The following is a 14,138-nucleotide window of genomic DNA, read 5'->3' as shown; positions in this document are numbered from 1 at the left end:
TGCTGAAACAGAGCCCTTGCTGAGTGAAGCAAGTTCCTCTTGATTATGCAACGTAATGAGGTTTAAGACATGCAAAAGAAATATCTAGCAATTTACGATGATTTAGTAAACAAAATACAAGCAAATACATGGCCGGTATCTACGCTGTTACCTTCTGAAAATGAATTATCGATTCAGTATGACACCTCACGAGAAACAATACGAAAGGCGTTAAATCTGTTATCGCACAATGGCTATATTCAAAAGGTGAGGGGAAAGGGATCGGTTGTGATTGATATTCATAAGTTTTCTTTTCCTGTTTCCGGTATTGAAAGCTATGCAGAGCTGGCAGAGAAGCTTCAATTGGAGAGTAGCACAGCAGTGCATCAGTTGGGGTACCTGGACGCTAATCATGAGATAACTAAAATGTTAGCAATGACGCAAGGTGAGCGCATTTGGAATGTTGTGCGAGTGCGAGAGATTTCAGGAGAGAAAATTATTTTGGATAAAGATTACTTCACGGAGCGTTATGTTCCCTTGCTTTCCCTGGATATATGTGAGAAATCAATCTATCATCATATCGAGAATAATCTAGGACTGGAGATTGGTTTTGCACAAAAAGAAATTGTCGTGGAAGATCCAACAGAAGAGGACCGGAAATTATTGGACTTAGAAGGTTTCTCAAATATTGTCGTTATCCGAAGTCAGGTTTATTTACAGGATGCTAATTTATTTCAGTGCACAGAGTCCAGGCATCGACCGGACAAATTTCGATTTGTTGACTTTGCGAGAAGAGTAAAGAATTAAGTAGCAGGTTTTATTCAAATGAAACTATAATATTAAAATACCAGCCTTCACTAGAAGGCTGGTATTTGTTTTAGCATACATTAGCGAGCTGTAATATCCCCAATGAATGAAATTTCACTTTATCAGGACGTTCGAATTAATGGTAACGTACAGCAGCGAAAGGATCCCCCAGACTTAATAATTTCAGAAAACGGTACTTCGGTGATTCGAAAGCCCATTTCGGTTAATTTTTGGTTCATGCGTTTATTTTCAGGCAGGCTAATAACGTGTTTATTTCCAAGTGAAAGTACATTGGGACCTAAGTGGAATTGTTCTTCCTCTGTTACTTCAATGAGTGTATATTCTTCTTTTAACATAAGATAAGCATCAGAATCCATAGCTGGTGGATATATTAATGCAGTTTGAGCATCGATAATATTGAAAATACAGTCTAAATGAAGAATATCTTTTCGTAACTTAATGGGAGATACTTCATGATTCGGAAGCTGGCTTTGTAGAACAGCTACTGCCTCTTTAGAAGTACGGTCACTGATTCCGACCCAAACCTTTGAATGATCAATAATGACATCTCCACCTTCAATTGATGCCGTCTCGAATGGAAAATAAGCAACTTTGTTTCGCTGTAGCCAATCTAATAATATGTTCTGCTCTTTTTTACGAATGTCTTCTTTCATTGCAGATACAAAAAACGTATTTCCAATCGTAAAACCGATATCACGCGTGAACACCTGCTCATTCAAGTGCTCTAATTCGTTCAGTTTGATAACCTCAATCCCAATGGATTCCATGTGATGGATAAGGTTGGCATGTTGCTCTACTGCTTTTGTTTGATTAATATTATCGTTTACATAATACGCTTGGGTTTGATTGATCACTTCATTAATTTGCATATAGCGTGGAGAAACCGTAATTACCTTTTTCAATGGATCATATTCATTATGACAGTAAGCAGTATCTCTGTTTTTTTCTGTGTTCACTTCATCTCCCCCAATCACTAGTCGATCGTTTACCTCATAATATGTATGCTTCGGATAATTGGATTGCTGTAGTAACCGGTTAGTAAGTACTATTGCTTAAATATTATTATTTGGATTTCTTACGTTTTTTTTCATTGGGGATATATTTGGTATAATACGCTGCGGTTAGTAAGCAAATAATAGCTAATCCCCAAGCTGCAACACCACCCCAGTATATGTCAGACATAACCCCAATGAGAATAATAATCCCACTTAAAGCAATGAAAATGGATGTAAGATATCGTTTCACACGCAACACCTCAGTAATTATATGTATGAATTGGGATTGGTAATATAGGAATTTTTTCTTATTACTAATATTATAGCAAAAGCTGAAATGAATTACACACGACTTACTTTCTGCTAACAAAAGAAATTTATGCTTATGTCCGACATCCCTTCCATAAAACTATTTTAAAAAGAGCCCTATATTGCTATCTGCAATGTGTATATGAAAGAAAAAATGAATTATAAAAAATCCTATTATCGAATTTTAGATTTTCTAATCACAATTTGTCATAACGATGGTAGAATGGAGACAAATACAGGTTAGGAGATTATTATATGAAAAAGCGGATAACTATTTTGCTTGCATTATTATGTGTAGCTGCTTTTATTTTAGTTGGATGTGCAGATAAAATAGTTGTAACGAATGGTAAAGGCAATGCAGTTAGAGGTTCAGTCGTTGCTTCTAAAGAATTCCCGAGCTTTAGTAAAGAAATTACAATCTCAGCGATTGGTGATATTCTTATCCATAGTCCAGTCTATATGGATGCAAAGACAGAGGGAGGATATGATTTTCTTCCTATGCTTGAAAGGGTCAAAGATACATTAGAGACTTCAACGATAACAGTAGCAAACCAAGAGACGATGATTGGTGGAGAAGAGCTTGGATTATCCTCATATCCTTCCTTTAATAGTCCTTTTGAAGTTGGTGATGCATTGAAAGCGGTAGGTGTCAATGTTGTTACATTGGCTAATAATCATACGTTAGATCGTGGTGAGGCTGCGATTCAAAATGCAATTAGTCAATGGGAAACAATTGATATGATGTATACAGGTGCATATAAAGATCAGCTGGATCGTGAAAATCTACGAATCTATGAAACAGAAGAAGATATATCCATTGCGTTTCTCTCTTATACGTATGGAACAAATGGAATTCCTGTGCCAGAGGGCAAAGACTATTTAGTGAATATGATTGATAAAGATCGTATTGCCGAGGAAGTAGCGCTAGCAAAGGAAAAAGCGGATGTTGTTACATTAAGCCTCCATTTTGGGAATGAAAATGAGCGAATGCCAAATGAAGAACAAAAGGAGCTTGTACAGTTTGCAGCTGATCAAGGAGTCGATATTGTAATTGGCCATCACCCACATGTCCTGCAGCCAATGGAGTGGGTGACAGGTAAAGATGGACATGAAACCTTTGTAATGTATTCATTAGGAAATTTCCTTTCGAATCAACAGGATCTGTACCAGCGAATTGGTGGAATATTAACACTTTCCATTAAAAAAATAGTCAAAGGTGATGCAGAAGAATTGGAAGTTCATTCACCGAAGTTCATGCCAACCTATGTGACATTTAGTGAGGATTTTACAAATTATGAAGTGACACCAATGTACACTCTAACAAAGGATGAGCTTAAAGGAGCGCATCAACACTATAAGGAAATAAAAGCGCATCTGTCACAATGGATGCCAGAGCTTGAGTTTATGGAATAATAATGGCCCCCATCTTTTCTCCAGAAGATGGGGATTTCGTATACAGGTTTTTCTATAATTTGTTGGTGTTTTTTGGTATGATAAACATTGCAGTTATTATAGTTCGTGTACATAAAGGAGATCGTTAATAGATGGAATGGAGAAATATATATCGTGGCCTATTAATGGGAGCTACAGATTTAGTTCCTGGTATAAGTGGTGGAACGATAGCTGTTTTACTAGGAATATATGATAGGCTGATTGCTGCGATCAGCGGCATCTTTAGTAAGGAATGGAAAAAACATATCGGATTTTTAATTCCCTTAGGACTTGGGATGGTAATAGCCATCTTTTTACTTGCGAGTTTGATTGAATGGCTGTTTGAGCATTATCCGGGACCAACGCAGTTCTTTTTTCTCGGATTAATCCTTGGGGTCCTGCCATATTTATTTTATAAAGCAGAAGCTAAACAGAAATTTAAATCGAAGCATTATGTGATGTTGGGGATTGGGGCAATTGTTGTTGCAATGTTGGCTTTTCTAAATCCAAATGAAGGAACAGTAATTGAAAATGTTACAACTTCTACTTACATCTTGCTTTTCTTTTCAGGGTTTATTGGAAGCAGTGCAATGATTATTCCGGGTATTAGTGGGTCGTTTATGCTATTGCTTATTGGTGTATACTCCACAATCATCTCAGCTATAAGTAATCTTTATTTCGATATTATTATTGTTACTGGGTTAGGAATTGCGATAGGATTTATTGTGATGAGCAAGGTTGTCGCATTTTTCCTGAATCATTATTATACCGGTACATTTGCTGTAATCATTGGATTGGTTATAGGCTCGAGCTTTGCTGTCTTCCCTGGATGGCCAGAGAGCGTGCCGATGCTGCTCGTTAGTGTGGCAACCTTTATCGCTGGTCTTCTTGCTGCCATTACGCTTAGAGGAATTGAATACAAGTAACGTGAAAAAGAAATGAAAGAAGCGTATAATCATTGTTAAAAGGAAAAAGGAGTGAACAGTTATGGAAGCTATTCAAACGGCTGAGCAGTTTAATGAAATCATTCAAAGTGACGAACCAGTAATTGTTAAATTTTACGCAGACTGGTGTCCAGATTGTAAAGTGCTGGACATGTTTATTGGTGATGTTATAAAAGAATTTAATAATTATAAATGGTATGAAGTGAACAGCGATGAAGTGGCAGGTGTTGCAGAAAACCATCAGGTAATGGGAATTCCAAGTATTTTGATTTTCCAAAATGGTGAGAAGCTTGCCCATCAGCATAGCGCATATACGAAGTCACCTGAGTCTGTATCAGAATTTTTACAGCAGCAATTAGGTTAATAAAACGCCCGATCATGATTGGAAATGATCGGGTGTTGTTTTTTATATCGTTATTGTTAATGAACCATTTAAGCAAACGTAAACGTTAAATTTTTACCTTGCTTTATAAATAAAGAAGCATTTTCTAAATTCACAGCACCGTTTTCTACACGTAACGAATATGCCTGAACATCATGAGGAGTCATAACAGTATGAAGCTTTTGTTCATTGATTAAATCGTTATCTTCGGGGACATTTTTCTCAGTACCCCATTCAATTAAAAAGGGAAGCGCGGTGTTTTCTGAGAGTGGGAACAGCATGCGCCAATTTAATGTCGAACCATTAGTTCTTTTCCTGCTGCCAGGAATTGGGCCATTATAGCTTATATCCTCTGCATTAAAATGCGCTATATATGCATCGATTTGATTGGTGCGAAGGGCATATTGAATCGGCGCTTCCACATGATTATCTAAAGCTTTGACAAGCTGGTGAATCAATGGGTTACCAGATTTTCTTGCGAGGGCTTCATCGAAAATACCAAGCCATTCGAGATAACAATCATTTTTAAAATAAGAAAGATAATTATACGTTCCCCAATTATGGTGCTCTCCTCCTTGGATGACTTTAACCCCATATTTTTGTGCGAATTGCTGTGCTGCCTTTTCAGGATCGTTTGCAGCGATAATTAGGTGGTCTAATGCTAACATAGTGAACACCCTTCCTTTAAAATGTGTAATAGGGACTGTCGTTCCAGCGATGGTTTCTATAGTATAATAATAGCAAATAAAATTATAAAATTAAAAAAGTAATAATACCTAGAATGAAAGTTGGTGGGGATTTTGAGTGAAATTAAAATATTGATTGTGGAGGACGAGCAGAAGATTAGCCGTGTTCTGCAACTTGAACTAGAATATGAAAACTATCAAACTGAAATTGCTGCAAATGGGAAAGAGGCACTTCGATTAATGGAAGAAAAATCCTGGGATCTTGTATTATTAGATATCATGATTCCGGAATTAAGTGGATTAGAAGTACTGCGAAGAGTGAGAAGAAACGACGAAACAACGCCGGTTATCTTATTGACAGCAAGGGATGAGATCCACGATAAGGTGAGTGGACTAGATCTTGGTGCAAATGATTATATTACGAAGCCATTCCAAATTGAGGAATTGCTTGCACGCATCCGGGTGCATTTAAGAAAGCCAGTTCAAAAAGACGCTACCGGCGAGCTGTTATCGGTTGGAGATCTAGCTGTAAACTTAAATGGTCACGAAGTTAAACGAGCAGGTAAATTAATTGAACTAACACCTCGTGAATTCGATTTACTTGTCTGCTTATTAAAAAATAAAAATATCGTATTAACGAGAGAGCAATTAATCGAGCAAGTATGGGGATTTGACTATTATGGCGATACGAATGTGGTAGATGTATACGTTCGTTATTTGAGACAAAAGATCGATAAAGACTATGACATAGCATATATTCTAACTGTTCGAGGTGTCGGATATACGATAAAGGATAATGAGAAATGAAATTACGGACGAAAATACAGCTTTTTACTAGTTTATTTATGCTTGTACTCGTCTTATTAGTTAATACATCGATTTACTTTTTGTTTTATAAAATAGCTGCAGATAGTGATCTTGAACAAATGGCCGTTCAAATGGATGCACTTACCGAAACGCTAGCAGATAATCCAGATATATCGAATGAAGAAGCCAAAAGGTTGATCAAAGCTTACCTCCCTACAAACGGGATGATTCGTGTAATTGATGAAAATGACAGACCGTTCATTCTACAAACGAAATCTGGAGCATATGAAACCTTGCCATGGGAGTATGTGACAACAGAGAGTAAAACAATTGAAACTCAGGCAAATGGACCGGATGTAGCTATTATTACAAGACCAGTTATATGGAATAACGGTGAGATTGTGACCGTGCAGCTTTCCAACCATCTCAATCATTTAGAAGAAACGATGAAGACGCTATTCTATGTACTCATCGTAGCAGGTGCGATTATGCTGATACCTTCTATCATTGCCGGTACACTATTAGGGCGATTTTTATTAAATCCGATTCAGAAATTAATCCAAACGATGAAGGATAATACGAAGCATGCCAAGTGGCAAAAAATCAATCTAGAAAACCGCTCTAAGGATGAGCTATACGAAATGGAAATGACGTTCAATGAGATGATCGATTACTTGAGAGATAACTTTGAAAAACAAGAAATTTTTGTTTCGAATGCTTCACATGAACTGAAAACACCAATACAGATTGTCAAAAGCTATGCACAGCTGTTAGAACGTCGAGGAATGGAAAACCCCGAGTTGCTGCAAGAGTCAATTGAAGCGATTGATTCAGAGGCAGATCGAATGAAAAAGCTCGTGGAACAGCTTTTATCGCTCGCGAAAAATCGCCAAGCACAAGAAATGAATCGTGTTGATCTCGGAGAGCTTACCGAGGAGACGGTAGAAACATTTGAGAAGGCTTATGCACGTAAGATTAATTTCCAGCAAAATGCAGACGACTTAATGGTTTATGGTAATCGTGATCAACTTGAACAAGTTATTTATATACTCATCGAAAATGCAATAAAATACAGTAATGATAAAATAAATGTCAGTGCTTCAAAATTGAATGATGATGTGATTATTCAAGTAAAGGATCATGGACAAGGAATACATGAAGATGAGCAAAAGCGGATATTCGACCGTTTCTACCGCGTGGATAAAGCGAGAAGCAGAGAAACTGGTGGAACAGGACTCGGTTTAGCAATTGCAAAGGTAATTACAGAGGAGCATCATGGAGAAGTTTCTGTATCCAGTAAAGTTGGAGAAGGATCGACCTTTACGCTTTGTTTGCCGTATAGGGAGTAGCACAGGTTTTATTTTTATAATAGTAAAATGGATTCTATAACGAGAGGAGTGAATCTATGAGAAAAAAGCTAATTATTGCTGGAGTCTGTCTCGTTGGAGTCCTTGCTTTAGGGTTTGGTATCTATCAATCGGGTGCTTCATCCTCCGAGCCAGAGTTGTCGAAGGAAGAAGTTGAAAATCTTGTTCAAGAGCAATATCCAGGAACAATTACAACAACGGATCTAGAAAAGAATGAAGATGGGGCAATTTATAAAGTTAGAATTGAAAGCAAAGGAAATAACTATGCTGTTACATTAGATGGAAATACTGGTGAAGTGACTGACTTAGAAATATTAGGTGAAGCAACAACTGAAAGCAGCGAACAAAATGATAATAATCAAGCAGAAGAGAACGATTCTAATAAAGAACCAAGCACAAATGAACCTGGACAAACGGAAGAGAAAAAGGAAAACGGTGCATCCAATGCAATGCTAAGTCAAGATGCAGCTAAAGAAATTGCGCTTAAAGAATTTGCTGGAACTGTCGTAGATTTAGAGCTAGATGAGGATGACGGAAGAAAAATTTATGAAATAGAAATCGAGAACGGAGAAGATGAGGCAACGGTCGAAATCGATGCCTACACAGGGGAGATTTTGGTCTTAGACATTGATATCGATGATTAAGATACAGACTGGCAGCGATTGAACGCTGTCAGTTTTTTTTAGTGGAAAAGTCTTCTGATAAAAACTTTATTTTTTTCTCATCAAATTCTAATCTTATTCACAGTGCACTTTCATTCCACCTGTTTAAGATAAAGGTAACAAGAAAACAAGGAGGAATTACAAATGAAAAAGAAATTAGGTATTGCAATTGGTACTGTAACAGCGGCAGCAGTTATTGGGATGGGGGTCTATCATTCAGATGCAGCACAAGCAAACCCAACTTTATCTTCGGAAGAAATTAGTGATCTGATTCAAAATCAATATCCAGGAACGGTTACAGAGTTGGAAGTTGATAAGAAAGGTAATAAAACTGTATATGAGGTAGAAATTCAAGGTGATGGTGTAGAATATGAATTGAAATTAGATGGCGATACAGGTGAAGTTCTAAATGAAAAGCACAAAGAAACAAATTTCAACAAAAAGAATGAAAGTGAAACTACAGCTGCACAGAATAAATCCGTTGAGAATTTAATCGGAGATCAAAAAGCAAGAGAAATTGCATTGAAGGAATTCGATGGAACAATCAAAGAGTTTGAGCTGGATGAGGATGACGGACGTTACGTGTATGAGATGGAAGTAAGAAATGGCGATAAAGAGGCTGAATTTGAAATTGATGCATTAACCGGAGAAATTTTAGAAATGGAAATTGATACAGAAGACGACGACTGATAAAGTCGTTCTGAAAAAGGGGGGGCCTAAATGAGAAAGAAGCTTATTATATTGCTAGGTGCGATCATCACGGTTACAATCCTGGGGCTTGGCATTTCACATTCGCTTATTGTAAAAGCTGAGCCTAACCTTACCAGAAAAGATGTTATGACACAGGTGGACGATCAATATCCAGGGAAAATTACGGAAGTAGGGTTGGATGATGAGTCAAAAAATCCCGTTTATAAAGTCAATCTAGAAATTGATAGTCAAAAATATAATCTGTTAATTGATGGAAATACTGGTGAGGTATTGGATTTAACGGAAAAGTCGAAAGCAAATAAACAAGAGACTGATCAAGAAGTTAAACCAACCGCAAATAAGCAGGAAAAACAAGATGAAAATGAAATCACTATAAAAGAAAAACAACCTTTAAACCAACTGAACAGTGACAAGAGTGAAGATTCTAAATCTGAAGCTGAAAAAGCAGCTGTAAAGTCAACTAATGATGAAACGAATAATTCTGAGCCTAAATCGAAGCAACAGCAGGCAAAAAAAGCAGTAATTGGAACGAATAAAGCGCGAAGTATTGCATTAGCTGAATTTTCAGGAACGATAGAAGGAATTGAACTCGACGATGATGATGATCGGCTTATCTATGAAGTAGAAATAGCAGATGGAGACAATGAGGCAGAGATAGAGATCGATGCATATACAGGAGAAATTCTGTTTATGGATTTAGAAATTGATGATTGATGCAAGGAGCGCCTGCCTTTAGGTCAGGCGCTCCTTGCATTTTATTCAATTCGATTTTAGATCCTGAAATAAAGCACCATCCCACCTCGCTAAAGCACCAAAAGCAGAAATAAAGCACCATCCCACCTCGCTAAAGCACCAAAAGCAGAAATAAAGCACCATCCCCCACATTAAAGCACCAAATGCAGAAATATAAGCAACAATCCTCTCGAGGGAGTTATACAATCACACGAAAGTTATCTTTTACGGTTGCTTGCACGGTTTTATGCTTTTCAAAGTATGCTCGTATCAACTCAACGGTATCCTTTTGAATTTCTTGAATAACGGGCTTATTTTTAAACATGTCGTAATTCCCTCCACCAGAAGCACGATAATTATTTAATACAACCTGATACGTCTTACTGTGATCAAGCGGTTTACCATGATAGGTGACAGCAGTTACACGTGAACCGACTGGATTAGAGGCATGAATGGTGTAATTTATTCCCTCCCACATATCATAGTTGTAATGCTGCGGCTTCGGGTCAATATAACTTGGATTAACGGCTAGTTTATTGTCTAAAACAGTGAAGTATTCGGCGCTTTTTTCCAAGGCAGCTTTAATTGCTTCACCAGTCAATTCAAGAACGACAAGTGTGTTTGGATACATATAGTTTGATACGATATCTCGCATGGTGACAACAGGTTTAAAGCCAGTTGATGCATTATTAAGAAGTGACGTAACTGAAATATCAACACCACTTTCCGCCATTTGTACATCCTGAATAAATTGGATAAATGGATGTTTTTTAACTCGTGCGTCAAATGGAGAGGTGATTGTCATATCCCCTTCAATGGATCCGATCGGCTGATCCAGCCACTGCTGTGTCGATGCCTCCATTTCCTGCATATAATCGATTATATCTGTGTTTGATTCCGTGTTTTCGAATGTATGAAGAGTGCCTCTCTTTTCGATAATCTTCCATTTTCCATTCTTTTTTTCTAGATCGATGTGAACTTCTCCATATACTTGTCCATTATTACCAGGCTGTAGAATTAGTATGTCATGAAGCATATCGTTTAATTGACGATGCTGATGCCCTGTTAAAAGAACATCAATCCCTTTAATTTGTTCGCACATTTGATATGCTTGGTTCTCCCCTGTGAAAGGCTCCGTTGGTTCACCAGTTTCTAAATCTCGCTCAAATCCGCCATGGTAAGAAGCAATGAGAACATCTGGATCTTCAACATCTCGAATCTTCTTAACCCAACCTTCTAAAGTGGTAAATGCATCTTGGAATTGAATCCCTCTAATATGTGCCGGTGCTTCCCAATTAGGGATAAAATGGGTTGTGACACCAACAATGGCAACTTTAATCCCGTTTTTCATCGTTTTTATAATATACGGAGGACCAAACTTCGGTTCCTTTGTTTCTTTATCCAAAATGTTTGCCGATACCCATGGAAAGCTAGATTGGTTGACTGCATCTGTTAGTATTTTTTCTCCAAAATTAAATTCATGGTTACCAACCACAGCAGCATCAATACCAATTCGATTCATAATTCCAATCATCGGATTCTCATGATGTTGATGTTTCTTTACATAATGTGTCATTAACGGTGTGCCTTGAATAAGATCTCCATTATCAACTACGATTAAGTTTTCTTCTTGTTGCCGAATTTGTTTCACAATGGTGGCATATTTGGCTAAACCAATTGGAGCTTCCTCATTTGTTCCATACAAAATAGGCATTGCGTTGCCGTGAATATCACTTGTGTAGAGCAGTGTGATTGATGATTGCGTATGCAAAATAAAACATCCTTCCTACAGTAAAGATGTCCCAAAGGAAACCTTAGGGACATCGTAATTGTTATAACGTCTTAAACAATTTTACGTCTGATTCTTGCCGAAGCAAAGTCGATGATTGTGACGACAATGATAATCGCAAGTAAAATTGTACCCATTTCATTCCAGTTTCGGTTGCTGGATGCAAAGATAATCATGGTACCTATACCGCCCGCTCCTACGATGCCGAGAATGGAAGAGGCTCGAATATCTACCTCAAATCGATAGATAGCATAAGACAAGAATTCCGGTGTAATCTGCGGAAGCACTCCGTAAAATAGAATTTGCAGTTTGTTCGCACCACTTGCTTCCATTGCTTCAACAACATTCATATCTATGGATTCAATAATCTCCGAGAACATCTTACCTAGCATCCCAGTCGAGCCAATTGCAATGGCTAGAACCCCAGCGAATGCATTTGGTCCTACAGCTACAACGAATAGGATCGCTAAAATGATGTCTGGAAATGCACGAACAGCAGAGAGTATCCATTTCCCGATTGTTGAAGCAATGACGCCGCCCATCATATTACGGGCAGCAAGGAATGCCAATGGAACAGCAATAACGGCTGCCATTAAAGACCCTGCAAATGCAATAAATACGGTTTCGAGCATGCTCATTGCTACATCACTAGTCGCCGCCCAATCCGGGCTGAACAATCTTGGTATCACGCGAGAGAAGTTATTTGCTGCACGTTCGATGGCACGTCCCCAATCAATATTAATACTGAGAAATGTCCATACATACATCGCGACGACTAGTATTGTGATACCGATATTTCTAATCTTTTTAAAAGCTGAATTTTTTGGTTTTGGAGGTAAAGAATAATGTTTCATTACAGCAATGCCTCCCTTATTTTCGTACTAATATATTCAATAACAATGACAACTACAAAGATAAGAATAATAATCATCATGGCATTTGGGTAATTATAAAAGCCCAGTTGCTGGTTTAATATTAAACCAATCCCACCTGCACCAACTAATCCCAGTACAACAGAAGCACGAATATTAATTTCAAAAACGTAAAGCACTAATGAAGTAAACTGTGGCAGCACTTGCGGAATTAATGCATACCAAATAACCTGTAATACGTTCCCGCCAGATGCTCGCATTGCTTCCAATGGATTCATGTCCACCGATTCAATTGTCTCACTTATTAACTTTGCTAATATCCCTAATGAGAAAATGATAAGGGCTAAAATTCCAGGAAATAACCCAATTCCAAATAGACCAACAAAGATAACAGCCAATACTAAATCAGGTATCGTCCGCAATAAATTTAAAAATGTTCGAGTAATGTAATATAATGGCTTAAATGTCGTAACATTTTGTGCCGCTAAAAGAGCGAGTGGAACCGTAAGAATTGCGGCAACGGTTGTAGCAATAATTGCCATTTGAATGGTTTCTACCATTGGTCCCCAAATAGCTGATATGACGGCTGTATTTGGCGGGAAAAACTTTTCAATAACTTGAAATACATTTTGAAATGCACCGCTAAAACCACCGACCATTTGCTGTTGGGTCCAAGTCATGCTAAATAAATAGATACCAAGCACAACAAAAAATATAACGGTTACTTGTATTTTTGTTTTAGCTGGATAGATGGATGGTACTTTTTTGGTAGTCACAGAATTGTTTTCGTTTGTCACGATTCGTCTGCCCCCCCACGCAAGTCATCCTCACGTATCGAACGTCCATAAATTTCCTCAAATGTGCTTTCTGAAACTTCAGAAACAGGCCCGTCAAATACAACCTCTCCTGCCCGCATTCCAATAATTCGATCAGCATATTCCATTGCCATATCAATAAAGTGCAGGTTAACAATTGTTGTAATATTATCTTCTTTATTGATTTTCTTTAAATAGGTCATGACTTGATGGGATGTTGGTGGATCGAGTGATGCAACAGGCTCGTCTGCTAAAATGTACTTTGGTTGTTGAGTAAGTACTCTGGCAATGCTGACACGCTGTTGCTGACCACCACTTAACTCATCGGCTCGATTGTAAATTTTCTCTGCAATATTTACACGCTGAAGGCTTTCGTATGCTAAGCCAACATCTTCTTTTTTATGCAAATTGAAAATAGATCGTAATGTACTTGTATGACCAAGGCGGCCAGCTAACACATTTTTAAGTACATTCGAACGCTTAACTAAATTGTAGTTTTGGAAAATCATTCCTGTTTTTGTACGGAGTTTTCTCATATCAGAACCGCGGTACTTCAGGATGTCCTCGTTATCAACGAGAAGGGAACCAGATGTTGGTGTAACCAAACGGTTAATGCTGCGGATAAACGTGGACTTACCGGCTCCAGATAAACCTACAATAACAACAAACTCACCATCGTTAATTGTAACGTTAATCTTTTTTAATCCCTCTGTACCGTTTGGGTACACAAGGCCAACGTCTTTAAATTCGATCATCGTATGTATTTCCTCCAATATAAATAAAGTGAAGCTTGTACAAGCTTATTGCTAGTATACTAGATTTTAAAATA

Annotated in this window: 16 protein-coding genes; 9 read left to right on the top strand and 7 right to left on the bottom strand. The window is 37.7% G+C overall.

The annotated features are described in order from the left end of the window. The first annotated feature begins 69 nt into the window (after nt 1-69). The gene (treR, locus tag NYE61_RS10095) at nt 70-786 is read left to right on the top strand and encodes a trehalose operon repressor (RefSeq protein ID WP_095311824.1); all 717 of its coding nucleotides are present in this window, start codon (nt 70-72) and stop codon (nt 784-786) included. Nucleotides 787-908: 122 nt separating this feature from the next. Here treR and NYE61_RS10090 read toward each other — a convergent pair whose 3' ends face one another. Together NYE61_RS10090 and NYE61_RS10085 are read right to left on the bottom strand one after the other, a co-directional pair. After that, a complete protein-coding gene (locus tag NYE61_RS10090) occupies nt 909-1,763 on the bottom strand; it encodes an arginine deiminase family protein (RefSeq protein ID WP_251660398.1) in 855 nt (284 codons plus the stop codon). 106 nt (nt 1,764-1,869) lie between these two features. After that, nucleotides 1,870-2,052, bottom strand: a complete 183-nt coding sequence (locus NYE61_RS10085) for a hypothetical protein (protein WP_095311826.1) — start codon at nt 2,050-2,052, stop codon at nt 1,870-1,872. 314 nt (nt 2,053-2,366) lie between these two features. Between NYE61_RS10085 and NYE61_RS10080 the strand changes: the two genes are divergently transcribed. The 3 genes from NYE61_RS10080 (at nt 2,367) to NYE61_RS10070 (ending at nt 4,850) form a co-directional block, all read left to right on the top strand. Continuing rightward, a complete protein-coding gene (locus NYE61_RS10080) occupies nt 2,367-3,524 on the top strand; it encodes a CapA family protein (RefSeq protein WP_303449055.1) in 1,158 nt (385 codons plus the stop codon). 131 nt (nt 3,525-3,655) lie between these two features. Continuing rightward, a complete protein-coding gene (locus NYE61_RS10075) occupies nt 3,656-4,468 on the top strand; it encodes a DUF368 domain-containing protein (RefSeq protein WP_303449053.1) in 813 nt (270 codons plus the stop codon). A 61-nt stretch (nt 4,469-4,529) separates the two neighbouring features. After that, entirely contained in the window at nt 4,530-4,850 is a 321-nt protein-coding gene (locus NYE61_RS10070) for a thioredoxin family protein (protein WP_095311832.1), read from the top strand. 68 nt (nt 4,851-4,918) lie between these two features. On the opposite strand, the gene NYE61_RS10065 is transcribed toward NYE61_RS10070, so the two are convergent. Further along, nucleotides 4,919-5,536 (bottom strand): VOC family protein, encoded by a 618-nt coding sequence (locus NYE61_RS10065; protein WP_303449050.1) that lies wholly within the window; start codon nt 5,534-5,536, stop codon nt 4,919-4,921. Nucleotides 5,537-5,668: 132 nt separating this feature from the next. Between NYE61_RS10065 and NYE61_RS10060 the strand changes: the two genes are divergently transcribed. The 5 genes from NYE61_RS10060 (at nt 5,669) to NYE61_RS10040 (ending at nt 9,815) form a co-directional block, all read left to right on the top strand. Next, nucleotides 5,669-6,361, top strand: coding sequence for a response regulator transcription factor (locus NYE61_RS10060; protein ID WP_303449048.1), 693 nt, complete (start codon nt 5,669-5,671; stop codon nt 6,359-6,361). Next, nucleotides 6,358-7,710 carry a HAMP domain-containing histidine kinase gene (locus tag NYE61_RS10055; protein WP_303449046.1) on the top strand — a complete coding sequence of 451 codons (1,353 nt, stop codon included), beginning with the start codon at nt 6,358-6,360 and terminating at the stop codon, nt 7,708-7,710. The genes NYE61_RS10060 and NYE61_RS10055 overlap by 4 nt, the downstream gene beginning before the upstream one ends. Nucleotides 7,711-7,766: 56 nt before the next feature. Then, nucleotides 7,767-8,372, top strand: coding sequence for a PepSY domain-containing protein (locus NYE61_RS10050; RefSeq protein WP_095311841.1), 606 nt, complete (start codon nt 7,767-7,769; stop codon nt 8,370-8,372). Between the two features lie 162 nt (nt 8,373-8,534). Continuing rightward, nucleotides 8,535-9,080, top strand: coding sequence for a PepSY domain-containing protein (locus tag NYE61_RS10045; protein ID WP_251660411.1), 546 nt, complete (start codon nt 8,535-8,537; stop codon nt 9,078-9,080). A 30-nt stretch (nt 9,081-9,110) separates the two neighbouring features. Then, a complete protein-coding gene (locus NYE61_RS10040; RefSeq protein ID WP_303449043.1) occupies nt 9,111-9,815 on the top strand; it encodes a PepSY domain-containing protein in 705 nt (234 codons plus the stop codon). A 217-nt stretch (nt 9,816-10,032) separates the two neighbouring features. On the opposite strand, the gene NYE61_RS10035 is transcribed toward NYE61_RS10040, so the two are convergent. The 4 genes from NYE61_RS10035 to phnC form a co-directional block, all read right to left on the bottom strand. Further along, complete coding sequence (locus NYE61_RS10035; RefSeq protein WP_303449041.1) at nt 10,033-11,604, bottom strand: bifunctional UDP-sugar hydrolase/5'-nucleotidase; 1,572 nt, start codon at nt 11,602-11,604, stop codon at nt 10,033-10,035. A 71-nt stretch (nt 11,605-11,675) separates the two neighbouring features. Further along, nucleotides 11,676-12,476, bottom strand: coding sequence for a phosphonate ABC transporter, permease protein PhnE (phnE, locus tag NYE61_RS10030; RefSeq protein ID WP_095311852.1), 801 nt, complete (start codon nt 12,474-12,476; stop codon nt 11,676-11,678). After that, entirely contained in the window at nt 12,476-13,291 is an 816-nt protein-coding gene (phnE, locus tag NYE61_RS10025; protein ID WP_118889736.1) for a phosphonate ABC transporter, permease protein PhnE, read from the bottom strand. Before phnE (NYE61_RS10025) ends, phnE (NYE61_RS10030) begins: the two co-directional genes overlap by 1 nt. After that, nucleotides 13,288-14,064, bottom strand: a complete 777-nt coding sequence (gene phnC / locus NYE61_RS10020; RefSeq protein ID WP_118889735.1) for a phosphonate ABC transporter ATP-binding protein — start codon at nt 14,062-14,064, stop codon at nt 13,288-13,290. The genes phnE (NYE61_RS10025) and phnC overlap by 4 nt, the downstream gene beginning before the upstream one ends. Nucleotides 14,065-14,138: the final 74 nt, after the last annotated feature.

It is taken from the genome of Oceanobacillus sp. FSL W7-1304, assembly GCF_037969805.1.
GTDB lineage: Bacteria > Bacillota > Bacilli > Bacillales > Amphibacillaceae > Oceanobacillus > Oceanobacillus profundus.
The sequence above is the reverse complement of the archived record's forward strand: the minus strand, read 5'-3'. Positions and strand labels throughout refer to the sequence as shown.